The sequence below is a fragment of the Gilliamella sp. CG22 genome (assembly GCF_046635725.1).
In the GTDB taxonomy this organism is placed as follows: Bacteria; Pseudomonadota; Gammaproteobacteria; order Enterobacterales; family Orbaceae; genus Gilliamella; species Gilliamella apicola_I.
The window spans coordinates 178,042-200,964 of the sequence record NZ_JBIDFK010000004.1 but is presented as its reverse complement, the minus strand read 5'-3'; the positions used below and the strand labels follow the sequence as shown (position 1 = coordinate 200,964).

Annotated in this window: 22 protein-coding genes, 1 tRNA gene and 1 other annotated feature; of the genes, 9 read left to right on the top strand and 14 right to left on the bottom strand. The window is 36.6% G+C overall.

Annotation, left to right across the window (positions count from 1 at the left end; genetic code table 11):
* Positions 1–28: 28 nt before the first annotated feature.
* Positions 29–2,629, top strand: coding sequence for a type I DNA topoisomerase (gene topA, locus ACGH46_RS05540; protein ID WP_267359913.1), 2,601 nt, complete (start codon positions 29–31; stop codon positions 2,627–2,629).
* A 168-nt stretch (positions 2,630–2,797) separates the two neighbouring features.
* Positions 2,798–3,769 carry an HTH-type transcriptional regulator CysB gene (gene cysB / locus ACGH46_RS05535; protein WP_065558285.1) on the top strand — a complete coding sequence of 324 codons (972 nt, stop codon included), beginning with the start codon at positions 2,798–2,800 and terminating at the stop codon, positions 3,767–3,769.
* An 82-nt stretch (positions 3,770–3,851) separates the two neighbouring features.
* Here the strand turns inward: cysB and hisIE are convergent, their stop codons facing one another.
* Genes hisIE through hisG form a run of 8 tightly spaced genes read right to left on the bottom strand, consistent with a single transcriptional unit; the run spans position 3,852 to position 10,920 of the window.
* Positions 3,852–4,478: a bifunctional phosphoribosyl-AMP cyclohydrolase/phosphoribosyl-ATP diphosphatase HisIE gene (hisIE, locus tag ACGH46_RS05530; protein ID WP_411604635.1), complete on the bottom strand. Its 627-nt coding sequence runs from the start codon at positions 4,476–4,478 to the stop codon at positions 3,852–3,854.
* Positions 4,472–5,248 (bottom strand): imidazole glycerol phosphate synthase subunit HisF, encoded by a 777-nt coding sequence (hisF, locus tag ACGH46_RS05525; RefSeq protein ID WP_267380329.1) that lies wholly within the window; start codon positions 5,246–5,248, stop codon positions 4,472–4,474. The genes hisIE and hisF overlap by 7 nt, the downstream gene beginning before the upstream one ends.
* Positions 5,230–5,982: a 1-(5-phosphoribosyl)-5-[(5-phosphoribosylamino)methylideneamino]imidazole-4-carboxamide isomerase gene (gene hisA / locus ACGH46_RS05520; RefSeq protein WP_411604632.1), complete on the bottom strand. Its 753-nt coding sequence runs from the start codon at positions 5,980–5,982 to the stop codon at positions 5,230–5,232. Before hisA ends, hisF begins: the two co-directional genes overlap by 19 nt.
* Before the next feature lie 2 nt (positions 5,983–5,984).
* Positions 5,985–6,572: an imidazole glycerol phosphate synthase subunit HisH gene (gene hisH, locus ACGH46_RS05515; RefSeq protein ID WP_220215109.1), complete on the bottom strand. Its 588-nt coding sequence runs from the start codon at positions 6,570–6,572 to the stop codon at positions 5,985–5,987.
* Positions 6,572–7,639 carry a bifunctional histidinol-phosphatase/imidazoleglycerol-phosphate dehydratase HisB gene (gene hisB, locus ACGH46_RS05510; RefSeq protein WP_411604629.1) on the bottom strand — a complete coding sequence of 356 codons (1,068 nt, stop codon included), beginning with the start codon at positions 7,637–7,639 and terminating at the stop codon, positions 6,572–6,574. Before hisB ends, hisH begins: the two co-directional genes overlap by 1 nt.
* 8 nt (positions 7,640–7,647) lie before the next feature.
* Entirely contained in the window at positions 7,648–8,706 is a 1,059-nt protein-coding gene (gene hisC, locus ACGH46_RS05505; protein WP_411604627.1) for a histidinol-phosphate transaminase, read from the bottom strand.
* 9 nt (positions 8,707–8,715) lie between these two features.
* Positions 8,716–10,017: a histidinol dehydrogenase gene (hisD, locus tag ACGH46_RS05500; RefSeq protein ID WP_411604624.1), complete on the bottom strand. Its 1,302-nt coding sequence runs from the start codon at positions 10,015–10,017 to the stop codon at positions 8,716–8,718.
* Positions 10,018–10,020: 3 nt separating this feature from the next.
* Entirely contained in the window at positions 10,021–10,920 is a 900-nt protein-coding gene (hisG, locus tag ACGH46_RS05495) for an ATP phosphoribosyltransferase (RefSeq protein ID WP_220215105.1), read from the bottom strand.
* Positions 10,921–10,958: 38 nt separating this feature from the next.
* Positions 10,959–11,084, bottom strand: a sequence feature (His leader region).
* Positions 11,085–11,325: 241 nt separating this feature from the next.
* Between hisG and ACGH46_RS05490 the strand changes: the two genes are divergently transcribed.
* Complete coding sequence (locus ACGH46_RS05490; RefSeq protein ID WP_411604621.1) at positions 11,326–11,616, top strand: isochorismatase family protein; 291 nt, start codon at positions 11,326–11,328, stop codon at positions 11,614–11,616.
* 189 nt (positions 11,617–11,805) lie between these two features.
* Here the strand turns inward: ACGH46_RS05490 and ACGH46_RS05485 are convergent, their stop codons facing one another.
* On the bottom strand, positions 11,806–12,216 hold the full coding sequence (locus ACGH46_RS05485; protein WP_220215103.1) for a DoxX family protein: 411 nt from the start codon (positions 12,214–12,216) through the stop codon (positions 11,806–11,808).
* Positions 12,217–12,876: 660 nt separating this feature from the next.
* Between ACGH46_RS05485 and ACGH46_RS05480 the strand changes: the two genes are divergently transcribed.
* The gene (locus ACGH46_RS05480; protein ID WP_220215102.1) at positions 12,877–13,524 is read left to right on the top strand and encodes a DUF421 domain-containing protein; all 648 of its coding nucleotides are present in this window, start codon (positions 12,877–12,879) and stop codon (positions 13,522–13,524) included.
* Between the two features lie 74 nt (positions 13,525–13,598).
* On the opposite strand, the gene ispE is transcribed toward ACGH46_RS05480, so the two are convergent.
* On the bottom strand, positions 13,599–14,432 hold the full coding sequence (ispE, locus tag ACGH46_RS05475) for a 4-(cytidine 5'-diphospho)-2-C-methyl-D-erythritol kinase (protein WP_411604618.1): 834 nt from the start codon (positions 14,430–14,432) through the stop codon (positions 13,599–13,601).
* Between the two features lie 12 nt (positions 14,433–14,444).
* Positions 14,445–15,062, bottom strand: a complete 618-nt coding sequence (gene lolB / locus ACGH46_RS05470) for a lipoprotein insertase outer membrane protein LolB (RefSeq protein ID WP_267380317.1) — start codon at positions 15,060–15,062, stop codon at positions 14,445–14,447.
* A 169-nt stretch (positions 15,063–15,231) separates the two neighbouring features.
* Between lolB and hemA the strand changes: the two genes are divergently transcribed.
* From hemA to ACGH46_RS05450, 4 genes are all read left to right on the top strand, one after another.
* Positions 15,232–16,503 (top strand): glutamyl-tRNA reductase, encoded by a 1,272-nt coding sequence (hemA, locus tag ACGH46_RS05465; protein ID WP_411604615.1) that lies wholly within the window; start codon positions 15,232–15,234, stop codon positions 16,501–16,503.
* A 37-nt stretch (positions 16,504–16,540) separates the two neighbouring features.
* Positions 16,541–16,798, top strand: a complete 258-nt coding sequence (locus ACGH46_RS05460) for a DUF1289 domain-containing protein (protein ID WP_267380314.1) — start codon at positions 16,541–16,543, stop codon at positions 16,796–16,798.
* A gap of 116 nt (positions 16,799–16,914) precedes the next feature.
* Positions 16,915–17,157 (top strand): zinc ribbon domain-containing protein, encoded by a 243-nt coding sequence (locus ACGH46_RS05455; RefSeq protein WP_267350809.1) that lies wholly within the window; start codon positions 16,915–16,917, stop codon positions 17,155–17,157.
* 99 nt (positions 17,158–17,256) lie between these two features.
* Positions 17,257–17,343 (top strand) — tRNA-Leu (locus tag ACGH46_RS05450).
* 474 nt (positions 17,344–17,817) lie between these two features.
* Here ACGH46_RS05450 and dsdA read toward each other — a convergent pair.
* From dsdA to ACGH46_RS05435, 3 genes are all read right to left on the bottom strand, one after another.
* A complete protein-coding gene (gene dsdA, locus ACGH46_RS05445; RefSeq protein ID WP_411604613.1) occupies positions 17,818–19,149 on the bottom strand; it encodes a D-serine ammonia-lyase in 1,332 nt (443 codons plus the stop codon).
* A 22-nt stretch (positions 19,150–19,171) separates the two neighbouring features.
* Positions 19,172–20,509, bottom strand: a complete 1,338-nt coding sequence (gene dsdX / locus ACGH46_RS05440; protein ID WP_267350849.1) for a D-serine transporter DsdX — start codon at positions 20,507–20,509, stop codon at positions 19,172–19,174.
* 399 nt (positions 20,510–20,908) lie between these two features.
* Positions 20,909–21,793: a LysR family transcriptional regulator gene (locus tag ACGH46_RS05435; RefSeq protein WP_411598639.1), complete on the bottom strand. Its 885-nt coding sequence runs from the start codon at positions 21,791–21,793 to the stop codon at positions 20,909–20,911.
* A gap of 138 nt (positions 21,794–21,931) precedes the next feature.
* Here ACGH46_RS05435 and ACGH46_RS05430 point away from each other — a divergent pair, with 138 nt between their 5' ends.
* Entirely contained in the window at positions 21,932–22,894 is a 963-nt protein-coding gene (locus ACGH46_RS05430) for an aldo/keto reductase (RefSeq protein WP_411598955.1), read from the top strand.
* Positions 22,895–22,923 lie beyond the last annotated feature (29 nt).

Sequence of the window (22,923 nt, the reverse complement as noted above, 5' to 3'; positions counted from 1 at the left end):
ACAAACTACAGGATAAATAGGTTTAATTATGGGAAAATCCCTTGTTATTGTGGAATCACCAGCTAAAGCAAAAACAATTAATAAATATCTTGGCAAAGAGTATGTTGTAAAATCAAGTGTGGGGCATATTCGAGATTTACCCGTTAGTGGTAGTAGCCAACGCGCTGAGAAAACGACTAAAGATAAAGCCGAGAAGAAAGTAAAACGCTCAGAAAAAGAAGCGTTAGTCAGTCGCATGAGCGTAGATCCTTATCATGGTTGGAAAGCACATTATGAGATTCTACCCGGTAAGGAACGTGTTGTATCAGAACTTAAAAAATTGGCTAAAGATGCCGATATGATTTACCTCGCAACCGACTTGGATAGAGAAGGGGAAGCTATCGCCTGGCATTTAAAAGATGTGATTGGTGGCGATGACAATAAGTACCGTCGTGTAGTATTTAACGAAATTACGAAAACAGCCATTAAAAATGCATTTAATAAACCATCTATGTTAGATATGGATCGGGTAAATGCTCAGCAGGCTCGTCGCTTTATGGATCGGGTTGTGGGCTTTATGCTTTCGCCATTACTTTGGAAAAAAGTGGCTCGAGGTTTATCTGCGGGGCGTGTCCAATCGGTTGCTGTTAGACTTGTCGTTGAACGTGAGCGTGAAATTCATGCCTTTATTCCCGAAGAGTATTGGGATCTGTATGCTGATTTAATGACGCAGAATAAAGCGCAATTAACGTTACAAGTGACACATTATAAAAATGAAGCATTTGAGCCAAAAGATAAAGTAGCGATCGATATTGCATTGGCTGAACTTAATAAAAGCCAGTACCATGTTACCAATATTGAAGAAAAACCAACCAAAAGCAATCCGACAGCACCTTTTATTACTTCCACTTTGCAACAAGCAGCAAGTACCCGTTTAGGGTTTGGTGTTAAAAAGACGATGATGTTAGCTCAGCGTCTTTATGAAGCAGGTTACATCACCTATATGCGTACGGATTCAACCAATTTAAGTCAAGATGCATTGACTATGGTGCGTGATTATATTGGTCAGAATTTTGGGGATAAATACCTGCCAAAATCTGCTAATGTTTACAGCAGTAAAAAGAATTCGCAAGAGGCGCATGAAGCCATTCGTCCATCAGATGTAACAATACTGGCTGATAAGCTTAGCGATGTTGACGCTGATGCGTGCAAACTCTATCAACTTATTTGGCGACAGTTTGTTGCTTGTCAAATGACCGCTGCCGAATACAATTCCACCACAATCACCGTAAAAGCGGGAGATTTTATTTTAAAAGCGAAGGGACGTACATTACGCTTTGATGGTTGGACAAAAGTGCAACCTCAATTATCAAAAAATAGTGACGATAAAATTTTACCGGCGGTTAATGTTAATGATAAATTGGATTTAATTAGCTTAAATCCGAATCAACACTTTACTAAACCACCTGCACGTTATAATGAAGCGTCATTAGTAAAAGAGCTTGAAAAGCGTGAAATAGGACGACCATCAACTTATGCAACGATCATTTCAACTATTCAAGATCGGGGCTATGTACGTTTAGATAATCGTCGTTTTTATGCTGAAAAGATTGGTGAAATTGTTACAGATCGCTTAAATGAGAATTTTAATGATCTTATGAGCTATGATTTCACGGCACGCATGGAAGATGCACTGGATGAAATTGCCAATAAAAAACAAGAATGGCGAGAAGTACTCGATCAGTTTTTTAGTGATTTTAGTAAACATTTGGAAATTGCTGAACAAACACCAGACAAAGGAGGAATGCAATTAAATCCTTTAGTCTTAACGCCAGAAATAACCTGTCCAAATTGTGGACGTGAAATGGGCATTAAAACGGCTGGAACGGGGGTGTTCCTTGCTTGTTCCGGTTATGCATTACCGCCTAAAGAGCGTTGTAAGCAAACAATTAACTTAATCCCTGAACATGAAACCCTAAATATTTTAGAAGAGTCAGAAACAGCCGAAACTGATGCGTTAAGAGCCCGTAAGCGTTGTCCTAAATGTCACACGGCAATGGATAGTTATCTGCTTGATAATGAGCGAAAACTGCATATTTGTGGTAATAATCCAATTTGTGATGGATCGCTTGTTGAAAAAGGTAACTTCAAAGTCAAAAGCTATGAAGGCCCTATTATTGAATGTGAAAAATGTGGATCTGAAATGCATCTCAAATCAGGACGTTTTGGTCTATACATGGGATGTACCAATCCAGATTGTAAAAATACGCGTAAGATTTTAAAAAATGGTGATGTTGCACCGCCAAAAGAAGATCCGGTCGATTTGCCTGAACTTAAATGTACTAAGTCAGATGCACACTTTGTACTACGTGATGGCGCATCGGGAATCTTCCTTGCTGCACACAATTTTCCAAAATCAAGGGAAACACGTGCACCATTGATTGAAGAGTTACAGCGTTTTAAAGATCGTTTACCCGAAAAATTTATGTATTTAACTGAAGCACCAAGTAAAGATCCTGATGGTAACCCATCAATTGTGCGTTTTAGTCGTAAAAGCAAACAGCAATATGTCACATCAGAAGTAAATGGCAAATCAACTGGTTGGGTAATGCAATACGTCGACGGCAAATGGATCAATAGTAAAAAATAGGTAAGAACGCCTGAATGATTGTTAATATCATTCAGGTTAAGTATACGTTTTAGTATAAAGTCGTGTGTTTGTTTGTGCTAAAGTGTGAAAGGAATTACCTTATAATTTCCCTCTTTTTAATACGTATTAATCAAGAGGGAAGTGTATAGAGTTAAAGGAGCCTTTGTCATGAAATTGCAACAATTACGTTATATTGTCGAAGTGGTGAACAACGATCTCAATGTTTCGCTAACCTCCGAAAAACTTTATACATCGCAGCCTGGTATAAGCAAACAGATTAAATTATTAGAGGATGAATTAGGCGTCCAAATTTTTACCCGTGTAGGAAAACATCTTTCAGAAGTGACACCGGTAGGCGAAAAAATCATTGCATTAGCTAAAGAAATCCTCAATAAATCGAAAGATATCAAAATCATTGCTAAAGAGTTCAGTCAGCCAAATCAAGGTTCTTTAACCATCACAACAACCTATACGCAAGCCCGTTATACCTTGCCAGTTGTCATCCAAAAGTTTATGCAACAGTATCCTCATATTATTTTGCACATGGAGCAAGGATCATCTCAACAATGTCTATTGCAAGCGCAAACCGGTCAAGCTGATTTTGCGATAATTACCGATCTTTCGCAGTTAAGTGATGATATGATCGCTTTACCTTGCTACCATTGGAATCAAGCTGTGATTGTCATGAAGGATCATCCTTTGGCTAAAAGTAATATGATTTCAATTGAAGAGTTATCAAAATATCCTTTAGTCAGCTATGATTTTTCTAATGATGGATCAGATTTAAATCAGGCGTTTATTAATGCCAAACAATTACCCAATATTGTATTTAGCACAACTGATGCGGATTTAATTAAAACTTATGTTAAATTGGGTGTTGGGGTCGGCATTGTAGCGAAAATGGCAGTCAATGAAAACATCGATAGCGATTTTGTCGTGCTTAATGCAGGTCATATATTTCCTTATAGTACAACTTATATTGCCTTTGCTCGGTCACTCTTTTTACGTAGCTATATGTACGATTTCATCAGTCAATTTTCACCCCATTTAAATAGACAAACGGTTGATAGACTGATTCTTTGTGATAACAATGTTGAAGTACAAGCTATGTTTAATGGTGTGAAATTGCCAATTTGTTAGGTCATTGATGACTGACATTTGGTAAATTATTCCGAATAAATATTGAGTAAAGTGCGAGGTTTTCGCACTTTATTGTATCGTTTTATTTGTGTCTAGCTTTTAGTATACCGATAACATCTTGAAGGGACAGATTTTGATCTTGTAATAAAACTAACAAATGATAGATCAGATCCGCTGACTCATTTTTAAGTTCTTCTCGGTCATGTACGGTGGCAGCCAGCGCGGTTTCAACGCCTTCTTCGCCCACTTTTTGCGCTATACGCTTGGTGCCATCATGATAAAGTTTTGCGGTATACGATGACTGAGGATCGGCATTTTTACGTGCAGCAAGCAATTGTTCTAATTCATATAAAAACCCCCATTCCGTTTTAGCCTTAGCAAAGCAACTGTTGCTACCGGTATGACACGTAGCGCCAATTGGATCCACTAAAATCAGTAGGGTATCGTTATCACAATCGGTTGAAATGCTTTTTACATTTAAAAAATGTCCTGAGGTTTCGCCTTTCGTCCATAGTCGATTTTTAGTTCGTGAATAGAAAGTTACTTTACCAGTAGTTTGGGTTTGTTTAAGGGCTTCTGGCGTCATGTAGCCAAGCATTAACACATCACCTGAAACATAGTATTGAATAATAACAGGCATTAAGTTATTCACTTTTTGCCAATCAAGCTGACTCGCGTCTAATTGGTTGTCTGAATTGGAAACTAACATAATCGAATCTCTACTCCGTGGTTAGCTAAATACTGTTTAAGTTCTGCAATATTAATAATTTGTTTATGAAATACTGACGCTGCCAAAGCACCATCCACACCAGCATCTTGAAAAGCATCTAAAAAGTGCGCCATTGTGCCTGCACCACCTGAAGCAATTAATGGAACTTGGCAAACTTTGCGTATCGTTTTTAGTTGTTTAAGATCATACCCATGACGAACGCCATCTTGATTCATCATATTGAGTACGATTTCACCGGCGCCTCGTTTCTGTACTTCCTTAACCCAATCTAGGGTATTCCATTTGGTTGCAACGGTACGTTTTTCATCACCCGTAAATTGATAGACATGGTAGTTGTCAGTTTCTTGGTCGTACCAAGTATCTATTCCAACTACAATACACTGCACACCATAACAATTGGCTAATTCCGTAATTAAATCGGGATTAGCTAAAGCAGGGGAGTTAATTGATATCTTATCCGCACCAAAACTTAATATTTGCCCAGCATCTTCGACGGTTTTGATACCACCAGCCACACAAAAAGGAATATCAATCACTTCTGCAACTTTGGCAACCCAACTTTTATCGACCACACGCCCGTCAGAAGATGCTGTTATGTCATAAAAAACCAACTCGTCAGCACCTTCTTCAGCATATCTTTTTGCTAGTGGTACAATATCGCCGATGATCTCATGATTGCGAAACTGTACCCCTTTGACCACTTGACCGTCACGAACATCTAAACAAGGGATTATCCTTTTTGCCAGCATGAAATTGCCTCCTGAACTGTAAATTTACCTTCAAGCAATGCTCGACCGACAATCACACCGGCAACACCACTTTCTTGTAGTGCTTGTACGTCTGTTAATTGTCCGATTCCCCCCGATGCTTGAAACGCGATTTGTGGAAATTGTTGACTTATTTCTTGATAAAGTTTGACATTGGAACCACTAAGTGTCCCATCTTTAGATATATCGGTACAAAGCACATGTTTCAAACCATAAGGTAGATAATCGCCAATCACCTGCTCAAGTGTTTGGTTCGAATTCTCTTGCCAACCATGAATAGCGACATATTTGTTACCTTGCTCATCAATTCGTATATCGAGCGCTAACACTAATGTATCTGCACCATAAGTGTTAAACCATTGCTTAACAAGTTGAGGTTGTTTAATGGCTGTTGAGCCGATGACTACTCGAGTGGCGCCTGCGGCAAGTAGGGCTTTGATATCCTCTTCTGTACGGATACCACCACCAACTTGAACAGGAACTTGTACACCAGCAATTAAGGTTTTAATTAAGGATATTTGTCGAGCGTTGGGATCTCTTGCGCCGGTTAAATCAACAAGATGTAATAGTTTGGCTCCTTGGTTTTGATAATCTTGTAATCTCAGTAGTGGGTTATTGCCATAATCACGTTTGAGATCATAATCACCTTGATGTAATCGAACAACGGCGCCATCGATTAAATCCAGTGCAGGTATGATAGTAGGATAGGTATTCATGACTACATCTCCAGAAAGTTTTTGAGCAATTTTGCACCGGCTAAGCCAGAACGCTCGGGATGAAATTGTACACCGTAAAAGTTGTCTTTTTGCACGGCAGCGGTAAAGTTTTCGCCGTAATTGGTTTCTGCAATAGTTGCTGAGCATAATGGCATCGCGTATCCATGAACAAAGTAAAAATAAGCACCATCTGGAATATCTCGAAATAGATGATGTCCGGCTTTCGGGTAGACTTTATTCCACCCCATATGAGGCAGTGGTAGTCCACAATCGGGGATTTTAATGACTTTTTCGTTTATTATTCCCAATGTATCAACATGACCTTCATTACTGTACTGTGCCAATAATTGCATGCCAAGGCAAATACCTAAAACAGGTTGAGTACACACTTTAATAAGCTCGACTAAGTTGCGTTCTTTTAATTTCTGCATTGCAGCGGAAGCTGAACCAACACCCGGTAACAAAAGCTTATCAGAGTTAAGCACGATATCAGGTTCCAGACTGATAATAGGTTGGTATCCTAATCTTTCAATCGCATATTTAACTGAAGAAAGATTAGCGCAACCCGTATCTAAAATCACAATGTTCATTACAACACTCCTTTTGAACTGGGTAATCTGTCACTTTCGATTTTGATCGCTTGTTTTAAAGTTCGGGCAAAAGCTTTAAATAGACTTTCCACTTTATGATGATCGTTATCGCCTTCGGTTTCGATATGTAGGGTAATACCCATGGCATAACTTATGGAGTAAAAAAAGTGTTCAACCATTTGTGTACTCATATCGCCCACTTTTTGATGAGAAAATTGCGCATTGAATTTCAAATAAGGACGACCAGATATATCCATTGAACATTTCGCTAAACATTCATCCATAGGAATTACCGACGCATAGCGAGCAATACCTCGTTTATCGCCAAGGGCAATTTTCAACGCTTCGCCTAAAGCAAGTCCTGTGTCTTCAATAGTATGATGATCATCAACATGCAAATCACCTTTAACTTGGATATTAAGCTTAATTCCTCCATGGGTCGCAATTTGGTCAAGCATATGATCAAAAAAACCAATGCCAGTATTGATTTGGCTTCCACTTTGTCGGTCTGACCAAACTTCAACCAGTATGTTGGTTTCTTTGGAGTGTCGTTCAACTTTTGCATAACGATCGGCTGTGGTTAATCGTTGCGCAATCTCGCTCCAATTTAAATGTGTTGGGTGATAATGGAGTCCATTAATTCCCATATTTTCAGCGATTTGCATATCTGTGACCCTGTCACCTATAACATAACTATTGGTTTTGTCTAATTTACCGCTAGACAAATAAGGTAGCACTAATTGAATTTTGGGTTTTCGACATTGGCAATTATCTTCAGGAAAATGCGGACAGATAAGTACTTCTTCAAAGTTCACGCCTTGTGATTGAAAGATTTGCATCATTAGATTATGTGGACCGTCAAAATCAGCTTGTGGGTAGCGACTGGTTCCTAGTCCATCTTGATTGGTCACCATGACCAATTTAAAGCCTGCGGCTTGTAGTTTGAGTAACGCCGGTATGACATTAGGCTCAAAAGCAAGTTTTTCAAAACGATCAACTTGGAAATCAATAGGTGGTTCAGTAATTAAGGTACCATCCCGATCGATAAATAAATATTTTTGTAACATGATGACTCCTATTCTATCGTTTTTAGTGCTGTTATAACCGCATCACATTCAATTTGAGTACCAATGGAAATGCGTATAATGTTTTTTTGACCCATTGATTTACTTTGATCGCGTAAAATAATTCCTTGATTCCAAAGGTTATTAAAGACATCTTTATCATCTTGAAATTTAACACACAAATAGTTAGACCAGCTCGGGTAAACTTTTTCAACTATGGATAATTGGGAGAGTTGATCGGCAAATTTCTGTTTTTGATTGTTAATGTATTGAACATTTAACTTCATCGTATTGATACCGTCTTTACTCAGTGCTTGTGCGGCAATATCCGCTACAGGTGTGGCTAATGGATAAGGGGCAATCACTTTTTGTAGAGTATCAATGACGGGTTTGTTCGCAATCGTAAATCCACAGCGTAACCCTGCTAATGCAAATGCTTTAGATAAAGTCCGTAAAATCACTAAGTGTGGATAATTAGTTAGCCAGCTGACTACCGATGATTGTGGTGAAAATTCAATATAAGCTTCATCAATAACAACTAAAGCACGGTCTTGGGCCATATTAAGCAGGGATTTAATATCTTCAGCGTTGATTAAATTACCAGTGGGGTTATTCGGTGAACAGACATAAATTAACTTAACATTCTCAAGATTTTGTTCAATACCGTTAAGATCGAGTTGCCAATCTTTTGTTGTAGGAACGATCTTAGTTTTTATACCCAATGTTTCAGCACTAACTTGGTACATACCATATGTCGGCGGACAATATAAAATACTATCTTGTTCAGGCTCGCAAAATGCTCGCATCAAAAGTTCAATTGCTTCATCTGCTCCTCGACTGACAAGTAATTGATCGGGTTGTACACCGGCATATTGAGCATAGCCCCTAATCACTTGCTGTGGTTGCGGTTCCGGATAACGATTTAGTGTTTGCTGTGTTAACTCAAAATGTGGCGCAACAGGGTATTCATTCGCATTAAGCCAAACATCACCTTGACCGCCAATACGTCTGGCGGATTGGTAGGGTGTCAATTTTTGTACATTTTTTCTCACTAATTGATTAATATCCATTTGCTATACCTACCTTTGATTCGTTTGATTTAATACTGCTAAACGCAATGTAACTGCTTGTTTGTGTGCTGTGAGTTGTTCTGCTTGCGCCATTAGTTCTACTGCGTTACCAATGGCTTTTAACCCATCAGGTGTTAACTTTTGAACTGTCATTCGTTTTTGAAAGTCAGCTAATCCTAAACTGGAGTAGGTAGCAGTGTAACCATAAGTCGGTAATACATGGTTAGTACCCGACGCATAATCGCCAGCTGATTCAGGCGACCAGTCACCAAGAAAAATAGAGCCAGCACTGGTTATCTGCTCGACAAGTTCATCGGCATTTTGGGTTTGCATGATTAAATGTTCTGGCCCATAACGATTACTGATTGCGACACATTGTTCTAAATCTTGAGTGACAATAAGTCGACTTTCTTGCAACGCTTTCTCGGCAATAGCTTGCCGTGATAATTGTGCAAGCTGCTTATCGACTTCTAATGATACTGCTTGAGCCAGTTTTTCATCAGGAGTAAGAAGTACAACTTGTGAATCCGGACCATGTTCAGCTTGTGATAACAAATCAGCAGCAATAAATGCAGGATTGGCTGAACTATCTGCAATAACGAGCACTTCGGATGGTCCCGCAGGCATATCAATTGCAGCACCATCAAGGCGTTGGCTAACCTGACGTTTTGCTTCTGTTACATAAGCATTACCGGGGCCAAAAATTTTGTCTACTTTAGGCACAGACAGTGTACCAAATGCCATGGCAGCAATAGCTTGGGCACCACCTAGTTGATAAATTTCGGTAACGCCACACAGCTCAGCGGCATATAAGATCTCATCCGCTATTGGTGGGGGTGAACACAGTATCACTTTGCGACAACCTGCAATATTAGCAGGTATGGCAAGCATCAATACGGTAGATAACAACGGAGCAGATCCCCCTGGAATATAGAGCCCAACTGAATTGATTGGTCGGGTTACAAGTTGACATGTAATGCCGGGCATTGTTTCAACAGTTACTGTCTGTTTAACCTGCGCTTGATGAAATTTTTTAATATTGCCAACAGCTAATTGCATAGCTTGTTTTAAATCAGGATTAACCCGATCGATTGCCATTTTAATTTCACTGTTGCTTAATTTAATCTGATTAATTTGAACTTTATCAAACTTGTTACTTAAGGCTTTTAACGCTTCGTCACCATATTGCTTAACTTGATCTAAAATATCTGCAACAGATTGACTAATTGAGTCTGATGCAGTCATAGCTGGACGAGTCAATAAAGCGGTTTGTTCTTGTTCTGAACATTGTTGCCAATAAGAAAGTTTCATGCTTTACTCCATCATCTTTTCAATTGGTAATACAAGAATTGAGCTTGCACCTAATGCTTTTAGCTTTTCCATGGTTTCCCAAAATAGCGATTCACTACTAACCATATGTAATGCGACTCGATTTTGTTCGCCAGTTAGCGGTAATATTGTTGGATTTTCAGCACCCGGTAACAAGGCAACCACTTGATCTAATACCTGTGTTGGGGCATGTAACATAATATATTTGGATTCGCGAGCTTGGATTACCCCTTGAATACGTGTCATGACTTTATCAATCAGCGCTTGCTTAATTGGTGGCATTTCGCCTTGTCGTTGAATTAAACATGCTTTGGATTGATAGATAATTTCGATTTCTTGTAAACCATTCGCCTCAAGGGTGGCGCCACTTGAAACTAAATCACAAATTACATCAGCTAATCCTGCTCGAGGGGCAACTTCCACCGAACCGTTTAACAAACAAGTTTTAAATGTCACATTGTATTCAGCAAGATAACGACGAAGTAGGTGAGGATAAGTGGTGGCAATACGCAAATTATTTAAACATTCAGGGCCGGTATAATCGAAATCGCGCGGGGCAGCAATGGATAACCGACAACCACCAAAATCTAAACGACGTAATTTTTTGTACTGAGGATTTTGCCCTTCTGCTTGTCTATCAAGTACTTCTTCTTCTAAAACATTTTCACCCACGATACCAATATCGACCACACCGTCGATAACCAGACCGGGAATATCGTCGTCACGAACACGTAAAATATCGATTGGCATATTCTCAGCAAATGCGATTAAACGTTGTTCTTGAAGATTGATTTTAATGCCACACTGTGCCAGCAATTTTTTTGATTCATCACTTAAACGACCAGATTTTTGCATCGCAATGCGTAAACGCGAATTATCCAACATATTATTCTCCAACTTATCCAAAAAATTTATAAACCACAAACAAAAAACCCTCGGAAGTTTGATCTTCCGAGGGTTTTCTATTTGCTTTCGCGATATCACCGGAAGACCAAATGTCTTCCAGCACCAATCGCCCGAAGACTATTCAGGAATGATGGTGATGATGATGTTTAGTAATAAAAGCGCAAAAACAATTCATAAAATAAAAACCATTAAGTTGATTTATTAATCTAATTTTTGAACAAAATATAACATAAAAAGTCTGCTCGCAACTGTTTTTTTGTTTTTTTATTAAATTTTTGTAAATTTAAATTCTGTTTCAATAGCGTATAAATTATTCCTATCCCAATCGGATATCATCTTAATTTTTCGAAATTTATAGAGTATATTTTTCAGCGTGATTATGGGGTGATAATTTTTTCAACTACTGATTTACACCAAAAATTACAACAACACTCAGTCAAACAACTGGTCATTTGTGGCATGATGAGCCATATGTGTGTGGATTCAACTACACGATGTGCCAATGAACTTGGTTATCAAACGATATTAATTCATGATGCATGTACAACCCGTGATCTTGAATTTAATGATGAAATCATCCCTGCTAAAAAAGTCCATTATAGCTTTATGTCAGCATTGGCAGGATTTGCAAACGTTATCAATTGTCATGAGTTCATACAAAAGAAGATAGATTAAATTTTAAAAAAGACTGAATGATTTGATTGAATGTCAAAGGCGCAGGAAAGACTCTCTATTATTTAATACTGCCAACAAAATAAACGAAATAAGTTTATTTTATTGAGTATATTTCAGGAAGATATCGTTTATGTTTATGATATCTTCCTAATCAATTATTGCATCAATAAAAACGATTTATTCAAACTACTATTCAATAAGTTCAGAATATTTTTGACCTAAAACGCTATAACGACCATTGCCTAATAGTGCAAGACTGAAAGCGGTAATGACCATAAAAGCAGGGTATTCCCAACCACCACCGGTATTGCTGAATGTCCATCCATTATTAAAATGGATAACGGTGATAATGAGTAATTCAATAATGGCTAAAATAGCAATGACACGAGTTAATATACCAACTAACAGTAATGCACCGCCACCAATTTCAAAGACAATGGCGATATAACCAACAAAATCGGGAAATCCAAGTGATTCAAAATATTGTGCTGTACCAGAGGGTGTAAAGACGAGTAACTTAGTGAAACCATGAACCAAAAACATCACACCTAAAGCAATACGTAAAAATAGAGCAGCCAGATCAGTTTGATTTTGTCTCATTTTTATTTTTCCTATATTAAGTTAGAAAATAACTTCAATTGATAATCGTAAAAAATTATAAATAATGCTATTACTTGGTTAAAAATAGGATAATACAACACAGATTGTCTCATAAACGGTAATAGTTAGTAAAGTTATACCTGCTCGATTTATAAAACATTATCTGAATGAAAAGATGAATTTGCTTTTTTCTGGCAAGCTTTACATAGACCAAATCGTTTTTATTAAATTATCAATCAAATAGGTAAAAAATGTGATTATTTAAAATGTTAGTCAAAATACGATTGTTTAAATCAATGCGTTAATATTATTGATTACTAAAGTTATATTCGTGATGGTGTATTACATCCTTAATTGTTATAAAACAATGAGCGGAATATTGTCATCGATTTACACATATCTGGTAAAAACTTCATTCTCTACGTTGCGTTATCATCGCAATAAAACATTAAACTGTTAAATTGATAATGTAATCGTAAAAAGCGCAGTTTTATCTGAAAAGTTTGTGATACAATGCCTTAACTATACTTTATGATTCATTTCTAACGTTAAATTATTAATACTCTCTTTTCTAACTTTAAATATTTAATACGATTCCAGTCCTTTTAAAGATTACTATTTTATGCATATCGTTCAATAAATTATTGGAGTAATACTAAAATGAATTACTATGATTTTTTAGTCATTGCCTTAAAATTATTGGTTGTCTTTATTTGCATTATTTTGTTTTTAAAAATTACCGGAAAAACATCATTGTCTCAAATGTCGAGTATCGATTTTATTGGTAACATGATTTTGGGTGGTATTGCAGGCGGTATTATTTATAACCCTAAATTAACCGTTTATGATTTTTTAATTGTATTACTCATGTGGACGGCAATAATGTACACCTCGAATTATCTGAAAAAAAATAGCCAAAATGCCAAAGCCTTTATTGTTGGTAATCCGATCGTATTAATGGATAAAGGCAAAATAAAGTTGGATGCTTTCACATCAGTAAATCTGGATATATCAAGCTTTGCCGTACTATTGCGGATGAAAAATGTCTTTAATATCAATTCTGTTGAAAAAGCGATTTTGGAGCCTAATGGACAATTAACGGTCGTTAAAAAAGGGGATAAAGATATTTCTGCTATCGTCTTAGAAAATGAAAAACCAAGAAATGATGTTTTAGAGGATTTGGGTAAAAGTGAAGCATGGTTAAAATCGAGATTATCTCGGCAGGGGTATAAAACTTATCAAGGTTTGTACTGTGTTGAATATTATAATCGACGCTTGTATGTGATTCCTAGTGATTCTGTGGATTAAATGATTCAGAACAATAATATTAAATCCCTTAACCATTTCGTTAAGGGTTAATAACCGTGAATGAAAATTTTGATTTAATTGCTATAAAGCGGAGAATTGTTTAACGATTTAGTCACAAAACTTTTTACATCAAAGTCTATCAACGTATCTTGTAGCTTTTCGGCTTCTGCCTTTGATTGACATTGCGTAAAAACACAAGCGCCCGTGCCAGTTAATCGTGTTGGAGCAAATTGCGAAAGATGAGTGATGATTGCGTTTACTTTTGGATAACGCTTGCGCACCACCACTTCACAATCGTTACTAAATTGATCTAAGGATAGCAATTCATTAACGCTTCGAACAGGTGTATCTCGCTTAAGATCAGGATCGTTAAACACCTTGACTGTTGAGATTGCAGTATTAGGGTAGGTGACCAAATACCAATATTCCGGAAATTCAACCGATTGCAACTGATCGCCAATTCCTTGTGCTAATGCTGTGTGACCATAGATAAAAATTGGTACATCGGCACCGATATTACGACCAATCTCAATCAATGTTTGGCGTGATAAATTAAGATTCCATAATTGATTAAGTGCAACTAACGTCGTTGCGGCATTCGATGATGCGCCACCCAGCCCACCACCCATAGGAATTATTTTATCAATCGCAATATCAATCCCTAACTCATGTCGACCAGTATAAGATTTTAGTCGTTGGGCAGCGAGAGTAATTAAATTTTTATCTGAAGGGATATCACTAAATTGAGTGACTAGATTAATCTTATCATCTTCACGAAGATTGAAAGATAATCTGTCACTCATATCGATAAATTGAAATAGTGTTTGTAAATTATGATAATTATCAGGACGACGCTCAGCAATATATAAAAATAAATTTAATTTAGCGGGTGAAAGCCATTGATACATGAAAAATCCTTATTACCGTAAAATCCAATTATCAATTTTTAAGCGTACTCGTTCATTATCATGATTAAGTTCGATCATTGCGGGTAAATCTACCGATTTATTATTAAAAGTTTTCGTCATGTAATTCGATATTTTTAATAGCCACTTTTTGTCTTGTTGCAAAAATTCGGTTGATGCTAAACGCCCCGAATTATCGATTTTATCGTTGATACTGTCGTTAGAAAATCCCTTAAGCCAATTATGTAATGAATTTAAAGGCACATCGATCCTGGCGATTTTATTCATCAAACTTTCAACATTATAATCAGTATAATGCTTGCCATTTTTGTCGATCACTTCAGCATAATTTGGTTCTGCAATTAGTGTTAAAATGTTGGTTCCAACAGGTGTAGTAAGTTTGATTTCATAACGATCTATCGATTTTTGAACAATAAAAAAACGTCCATAACTTCGAGAGTTTTCACTAAAATGAGCAATACTTCCATTAACTTGAAATGCATTTATTTGCTTAAGATCTTGTTGGTGAAGTTGCCATTGTTCTTCAATGGTTGCTGTGTCTTTATGTTTGGTAACTTGACAGGCTGTAAGTAACAAAGGCAGTAAGATCAAAGCGTATTTAAATTTAAACATAATTGCCTCTTCAATGTTAATCAATAATAGGTAAAACATTATAACTGATTATTAAAAGAATAAAAAAGGTAATGAGAAATTAACGTTTTCAAATTTTCATGTATAATAACCTTTTATAAAGGTGCTATAAATCGTCATATCTTACAAACAATTATATAAGAAAATTGCAATGTCAATCACTATATTAGGTGTCAATCATAAAACGGCACCCGTGTCGCTGAGAGAAAAACTCGCTTTTCCCAATGAAATTATTGATAAAGCATTATACAGCTTATATCAACACCCTTTAGTTGAAGGATGTCTGATCTTATCAACCTGTAATCGCACAGAAATTTATCTTAGCTTTGAGCACCAAATTGACTATTTAAGCTTAAAACAATCTGTAGAAAGCTGGCTAGGGCAGTTTCATCATATTGACATTCAACATTATCACGACATGCTTTATTGGAAACAAGGACAGCAGGCAGTTGAACACTTAATGTCTGTTGCATGTGGTATTGATTCAATGGTGCTTGGAGAACCCCAAATATTAGGTCAAGTTAAACAAGCTTATTGTTATGCCCAGCAAAATAATAGCTTGTCACTCAAATTAGAGAAGCTATTTCAAACGGTATTTCGTGTAGCGAAAATAGTACGAACAGAAACGAAAATAGGCTCAAACACGGCTTCCGTTGCTTATGCCGCTTGTCTTATAGCCCGAAATCTATTTAAAACAACGCAAAATTTAAATGTGATGTTAGTTGGGGCGGGTGATACAATTGAACTTATTGCTCGTTATTTAAAACCTCATCGATTCAATCATGTCATTGTAGCTAATCGAACTCGAGAAAAAGCCCTTAAACTAACCGCACTTATCGATGCCGAAATTATCTCTTTACCTGATATTGCAAATCGTCTTAAAAATGTAGATATTGTCATAAGTTCAACAGCGAGTCCGCTACCTATTATTGGTAAAGGAATGGTAGAGCGAAGTTTATTGGCAAGAAATAACCGTCAAATGCTGTTTATTGATTTAGCGGTTCCTCGAGATGTAGAAGAAGAGATCAGTAAACTTGACCATGTTCATCTTTATTCGGTCGATGATTTGCAAAAAACAATTGAGAACAATCTACAACAACGAATGGTAGCAGCTCAAGAAGCACAACACATTATTCGAGAGCAAGCTGAACATTTTTTAGATTGGTTAAAAACGCGTTCTGTGATTGATTATGTAAAACAGTATCGTCAAAATGCTGAAAGTATACAACGTGAACAAGAAGAAAAAGCTTTAAATGCATTTCGGCAAGGTGAGAATATTGAAGATGTACTTGCTGAATTTTCACGTAGGCTAACCAACAAACTGATTCATGCACCAACCCAAACATTACTCAATGCATCAACACATGATTGTGATGATTGCTTTAAAATTCTGTGCAAAGGATTTGGTTTAAAAGGGCATTAACTAACATATATTATTTGTTTACAGGAAATATAACGTATTGGATCAGATTGAATTTTTTGATATACCCAGTCCATGTAAGCGTGTTTGCGAAACCGATAAACAAGGGTATTGTATAGGCTGTTATCGGTCAAGAGAAGAACGTTTCAGCTGGTTAAGCTATACTGATAAACAAAAAAAGGAAGTATTACGTTTGTGTCTACAACGTGCTTATAAGCGTCGTTATTTAGCCATGCTTCAGCAAAAATCTCAGTCTAAACAACGCTCATCACAAGTTGAGCTTGATTTAATAGAATAATTTTATGCGCTTTATCATACAATATCTTGTAATCTTGACTTAGTCAGAGTAGGATTTTTAGGCATTAGGTTAGGTAAGATTTAATCACAATAGTTAATTTAATCGAGATTTTAAAAATGAAAATGTGTATTGCATGTGGCATGCCAATGACTTCAATTGCTGATTATCCTTTGCATGATCTATCTAAAAATTATTGTAAATATTGTGCCAATCAGGATGGTACCATGAAAACCTTTGACCAAAAATGGCATGAAGTAACTTTACGGTATGCCAATAACCATAATATTGACTATTCGATAGCAAAACAAACTGCTTATACTATTTTGAAAAAATTACCGGCGTGGAAGCGTCGTTGGTAGTTGATTTTTTAGGCATTCAAAGCACATTATCATAATATCAGTTGCAGTTATTGCAAAGCTTAGTATAATTGCCAACGTTTACTTATTTACACTTCTAATGCCAGTGTGGCGAAATTGGTAGACGCAGCGGATTCAAAATCCGCCGCCCTTAAAAGCGTGTCGGTTCGAGTCCGACCACTGGCACCAATTCAATCCATAAACTCGTTCTTGCTACAACAGTTTTGACGATAACAGTTCCTGCGATAAATATTTGCAGCTGACTTTGACAGCGTTTTAAAAAATAAGCAAATATTACAAAAATAATTCATTTAATTTGAAAGCAATACTTTCCTAAAAAGTTAATCATACTTTTTAAATATCGTCGACTTATCCTTATATTCTCTTCTTATATCTTTATTCGCACACATGATAAGGAATATCTAAGTGATTTGGATTTTATTTTATCATGCCGATCTATCACCAAATCCAGAATATCGTGCCACAATGTCAGCTTATTTGCGTTTATTAAACTCTGTTATCTGTTATCATCGCTTAGATTAAGTCGCTAGGCTCTCGTTTTATTTTACTGTGAATAAAATAATGTTGATGTGTTAAAGAATAATAAGCATGCGTTTCATGACAGATAAATATCATCATTTGATATTTATCTGCCATGGTTAGTTAGTTGGCGCCGGCATTAAGATATTTTTGCATCTCCTCTGCTGGTACCATTCCGCCACCTGTTGCCCAAACCAGATGAGTAGCATGTTGTAGTTGTTGCGGTGTTAATTGCAGACGTTGCTGATACTGTAAATCGTGATTTACTATGATAGCGCCTTTCATACCAGCAAGAGCCGAAGGTTCTAATTGAATATTTTCGGTTTGATTGAGTAAAGATAATAAATCATACATCTCTTGGTCTGACAACGTATAATAACCGTCTAACAAACGTTCCATTGCACGACCGACAAAGCCTGATGCGCGTCCTACCGCCAGACCATCTGCCGCGGTTAGATTATCAATACCGATATCTTGCACTGAAATCTTATCGTGTAAACCGGTATAAACACCTAAAAACATGCAAGGCGAGTGGGTGGGTTCAGCAAAGATACAATGGACATGATCACCAAACGCCATTTTTAAACCAAAAGCTACACCGCCAGGTCCGCCGCCTACACCACAAGGTAAATAAACAAATAAGGGATTTTCACGGTTAACGACAATGCCCATTTGGTCAAATTGTTGTTTTAGACGTTCGCCAGCAACGGAATAACCCAAAAAAAGGGTTTTAGAATTTTCATCATCGATAAAAAAACAGCTAGGATCCGACTCAGCGGCTTTGCGACCTTGCTCGACAGCGACGCTGTAGTCATCTTCATATTCGATCACATTCACACCATGAGAACGTAACTTCTGTTTTTTCCATTCTCTTGCATCAGCTGACATATGAACACTAACATTAAAGCCCAATTTGGCGCTCATGATACCAATCGATAAGCCAAGATTACCCGTTGATCCTACCGCAATACTATATTGGTTGAAAAACTGTTTAAATTCATCAGAAAACAGTTTGCTGTAGTTATCTTCATAAGATAATAAACCTTGCTCAATGGCTAATTTTTCTGCATGCGTTAAAACCTCGTAGATACCTCCGCGTGCTTTTATTGAGCCGGAAATAGGTAAGTGGCTATCTTTTTTCAACAGTAACTTACCAGCAATATTTTGATTGTAACGTGCTTCTAAGGCTGTTTTCATATGATCTATTTCAACTACATCAGATTCAATAATGCCTTTTGTTGCTAAAGTTTCTGGAAAAGCAATGGCTAAATAAGGGGCAAATCGTTTTAAGCGATTGCTTGCCTCGACAATATCTTGTTGATCAAGTCCCACATAATTTAATCCTATTTCTAATGTTGTAATATTAGGATTAAACCAGTAACAGGGTTCAAGTTTAATCAGTTTATCAACTAAAGGATTATCTTTGATAAGACATTCAATTTCGATTTGATTCATTTTGACTCCTTATGTTGAATGATTAAATCATACCTGATAATAAAAATGTGCAAAGTAATGCAACGACAGAAGCGATAAAAGTAGCACTGGTATAATATTTGAAGATTTCGGTCATTGTTGCGCCACAATATTGTTTAACCAGCCAAAATAATGAATCGGTCACAATTGTACAACCAATTGCACCTGAGCCAATTGCTAATGTGATAATTTCGGGACTGACATTAGGATACATGCTAAGCATAGGTGATACGATCGCTGTGGCTCCCATCATAGCAACCGTTGCAGAACCGACCGCAGCATGCAAAATAATGGCGACGAGCCAAGCTAATAAGATCGGATGCATATCTAATTGCGATAATATATTGGCTAAACTATCACTTAATCCACTGGTTTTTAAAATACTGTTAAATGCACCTCCAGCTCCGATGATTAGCAGAATATTAGCAATAGATGAAAAGCAATTTTCGGTATGATTTAATAATTTACTCATTCCTATATTGCGTCTAAGACCTAAAACATAATAAGCGACAAATGCACCAATAAACATTGCAGTAATAGGGTTTCCAATAAATTCCAGCGTTGCATACAAGGACGTAGTCTTATCAATATTTAACTCTGCTGTGGTTTTGATCAGCATTAATATTATGGGTAATAATACTGTAAACAGCGTAGCAGCTAAGGAAGGTAATTCGTCTTCGGTACGCACTTTTAAATCAGAAAACTCTTCAGGGACTTTTTTAAATGGCATCTTATTTTTAATGATTCGTAAAAAAATGGGTCCCCCCACTAATGAGGCAATAAGTCCAATTAATAAGCCATATAAAATCACACTACCAATATCTGCCCCTAAAGCATTAGTAACATATAATGCGGCGGGATGAGGAGGAACAATACAATGCACAGCCATTAAAGCGGTACATAATGGAATAGCTAACATTAATAGCGAAGTTTGCGTTTTTTTGGCTATTGAAAAAGCTAAAGGAATAAGAAGCACTACGCCTACTTCAACAAATAGGGTGATACCACAAATTAAACCCACTAATACCATGATGACTTCGGGAGATAACCAACGACATTTTTGCAAAGTTATCCCAATGCGTTCTGCTGCACCGGATACTTCCATCATTTTGCCTAGAATCGTACCTAAACCAATTACGGCAGCCAAAAAACCAAGTGTTCCACCGATACCATCTTCAATTGCACTTATCATTGTTAATGGTTTCATGCCCATTAATATGCCAACGTAAAAACTCGATAATAGCAGGGCTAAAAAAGGATGAAGCTTCAATTTTACAATACTGATAACTATTAACAAAATACTACTAATCAACACACCTAAAACCCATATTTGTGAATCCATCAAGAGCTCCTGTTCAATTAAAAAGTAGGGGGGATATTAGATTTTATGCACTCACGGCTGACAAATGATAAATAATCATGTTTGCATGAGTTGAATTCAGTTGAAAAAGTAGTCTGTATAGTGAAATTAATGATTAACTAATTAAATTTAATTGATTAAATTTAATTAAGCAAATGACATAAATAAGTAAAGAAAGTGCATAAAATGTGCAATAATGATCATTACATTACTAAAAAATGAGTTGTTTTTGATCATATATTGATCTGATCAATAAGGTTGAGCATTTTAAACTCACGCTTATTTTATCATTAGTCTATTGACGTAATATGTTTATGACTTAAATAGGACAACAAATGGGTACAAGATGCATTATGGGATTGGATACCACAACTCATTGAATCATTCGTATTTCAATGCATCTAACACTAATTTAAATACATTTGAATGTCCTTTTCGGCTAGGGTAATAAATGTAAAAGGGTTCGTAAGTAATAGCAAATTCTGTTAATAATTCTATCAAACTGCCTTCAGCTAGTTGTTTTTCAACATTGGGTCTACCCATCCAGGTAATGCCTAAACCATCTAATGCAGCCTGTTTGCGTAAATGATTGTTAATCGCAAATTGGGATGAAGGTTGGTACTTAATGATGTGTCCTTGATCCGTAAATTCCCATGTTAATTCTGTTGCGTGCTGGGCTGAAATGCGAAAACCAATTAGTTGATGCTGATCCAAATCTTTAATACATTTAGGAATCATTCTATTTTTAAGATAATTGGGGCTTGCCACTAAAGCCATTGTTAAAGGTTCTGAAATTTTTACCGCAATCATTTCTTTAGGAAGATCATCACCAATACGACAACCCATATCAAATCCTTGCTTAACAATATCAACCCAATTATTATCGCAAACAATTTCTATTTTTACTTGAGGATAATTTTTTAATAAAGGTATTAATTTAGGATAAATAATACTTTCAACCGCAAGGCTCGCGGCATTGATTCGAATTGTTCCGGAAGGTGTATTAAGAAACTGTCCTAATGCGCTGACTTCGTCATTAATTGATTGATATAATGGAGCTAATTGTTTGTAAAGCTGCTCACCAGCTTCCGTAAGAGACATACTGTGCGTGGTACGATTAAAAAGTCTTAAATTAAGGCGTGTTTCTAAATTTCGCATACTATGACTGAGTGCTGAGGATGAAACACCTAACGATTTAGCCGCTTTAACAAAACTCTTTGCTTCAGCGATAATAATAAAATAATTTAGCTCATTAAAGTTATGCATATTGACCGTATTGATGAATTTAATTCATGATACTATAAAAGAATCGCTGGTTTATCTCAATGACATTCCGTTTTAGAATAAATTTAACAATGTTCAATGCTCACTATTACAATTAGGTTGGGAAAAAGAGGGGATATGATGGAATATGTAAAACTAGGCAATACCGATATTGAAGTGTCACGATTTTGTTTGGGCTGTATGAGTTTTGGCGATCCTGCCAGTAAAATGCATGCATGGACACTTAATCCAAGTGAGAGTGAAGCGATCATTCAGCATGCGTTAAATTTGGGTATCAATTTTATTGATACAGCCAATATTTATTCAGCAGGAACCAGTGAAACGTATTTAGGTCAAGCAATCAAAAAAAATATTGCTCGTGATAAAGTTATTTTAGCCACCAAAGTCTATTTTAATGACGGTCACTTATCAAAAGGGGCAATTGAAAAAGAGATAGACGGATCACTTAAACGATTAGGTACGGATTATATCGATTTATATATTATACATCGTTTTGACTATACCACACCAATTACAGAAACAATGGAAGCATTACATAAGTTGGTTCAAGTTGGAAAAGTTCGAGCACTAGGTGCTTCTGCGATGTATGGCTACCAATTTTATAACATGCAACTTGCTGCTGAGCAAAACGGTTGGACGAAATTTGTCTCGATGCAAAATCACTATAATTTATTGTATCGTGAAGATGAAAGAGAATTAATTCCAATTTGTAAACAATTTAATGTTTCATTAACACCTTATAGTCCTTTAGCTGCTGGTCGTCTTGCTCGATTAGAGTGGACGACTGATACGTTACGTAGTAAAACGGATAAAACCGCTATCGAAAAATATGATAGTACCCAACAAACCGATACTAATATAGTAAAAAGAGTACATGAACTTGCTGAAAAATATGGCGTAACAATGACTCAAATAGCATTAGCATGGCAGTTTGCGAAAGGTGTTACCTCACCGATTATTGGTGCGACAAAAACGAAGTACTTAGATGATGCAGTTGGGTCGTTAAACGTCTCGTTAACCCCAGAGGATATCACTTATCTTGAAGAGTTATATATTCCGCATCGAATTGTAGGCGCATTATAAGTGAGCAAGTAGGTCAATTCTCCTTAATA

Coding starts and splice junctions, on each gene's coding strand:
- ACGH46_RS05435 (WP_411598639.1), bottom strand. CDS start 21,793: ATGCATAACTTTAATGAGCTAAATTATTTTATTATTATCGCTGAAGCA.
- ACGH46_RS05485 (WP_220215103.1), bottom strand. CDS start 12,216: ATGAGACAAAATCAAACTGATCTGGCTGCTCTATTTTTACGTATTGCT.
- ACGH46_RS05480 (WP_220215102.1), top strand. CDS start 12,877: ATGAATTACTATGATTTTTTAGTCATTGCCTTAAAATTATTGGTTGTC.
- hisB (WP_411604629.1), bottom strand. CDS start 7,639: ATGTTACAAAAATATTTATTTATCGATCGGGATGGTACCTTAATTACT.
- ACGH46_RS05455 (WP_267350809.1), top strand. CDS start 16,915: ATGAAAATGTGTATTGCATGTGGCATGCCAATGACTTCAATTGCTGAT.
- hisG (WP_220215105.1), bottom strand. CDS start 10,920: ATGTTGGATAATTCGCGTTTACGCATTGCGATGCAAAAATCTGGTCGT.
- hisF (WP_267380329.1), bottom strand. CDS start 5,248: ATGCTGGCAAAAAGGATAATCCCTTGTTTAGATGTTCGTGACGGTCAA.
- dsdX (WP_267350849.1), bottom strand. CDS start 20,509: ATGGATTCACAAATATGGGTTTTAGGTGTGTTGATTAGTAGTATTTTG.
- hisH (WP_220215109.1), bottom strand. CDS start 6,572: ATGAACATTGTGATTTTAGATACGGGTTGCGCTAATCTTTCTTCAGTT.
- ispE (WP_411604618.1), bottom strand. CDS start 14,432: ATGTATCAATGGCTTTCACCCGCTAAATTAAATTTATTTTTATATATT.
- topA (WP_267359913.1), top strand. CDS start 29: ATGGGAAAATCCCTTGTTATTGTGGAATCACCAGCTAAAGCAAAAACA.
- dsdA (WP_411604613.1), bottom strand. CDS start 19,149: ATGAATCAAATCGAAATTGAATGTCTTATCAAAGATAATCCTTTAGTT.
- hisIE (WP_411604635.1), bottom strand. CDS start 4,478: ATGTTAGTTTCCAATTCAGACAACCAATTAGACGCGAGTCAGCTTGAT.
- hemA (WP_411604615.1), top strand. CDS start 15,232: ATGTCAATCACTATATTAGGTGTCAATCATAAAACGGCACCCGTGTCG.
- cysB (WP_065558285.1), top strand. CDS start 2,798: ATGAAATTGCAACAATTACGTTATATTGTCGAAGTGGTGAACAACGAT.
- hisA (WP_411604632.1), bottom strand. CDS start 5,982: ATGAATACCTATCCTACTATCATACCTGCACTGGATTTAATCGATGGC.
- ACGH46_RS05430 (WP_411598955.1), top strand. CDS start 21,932: ATGGAATATGTAAAACTAGGCAATACCGATATTGAAGTGTCACGATTT.
- hisD (WP_411604624.1), bottom strand. CDS start 10,017: ATGAAACTTTCTTATTGGCAACAATGTTCAGAACAAGAACAAACCGCT.
- lolB (WP_267380317.1), bottom strand. CDS start 15,062: ATGTTTAAATTTAAATACGCTTTGATCTTACTGCCTTTGTTACTTACA.
- hisC (WP_411604627.1), bottom strand. CDS start 8,706: ATGGATATTAATCAATTAGTGAGAAAAAATGTACAAAAATTGACACCC.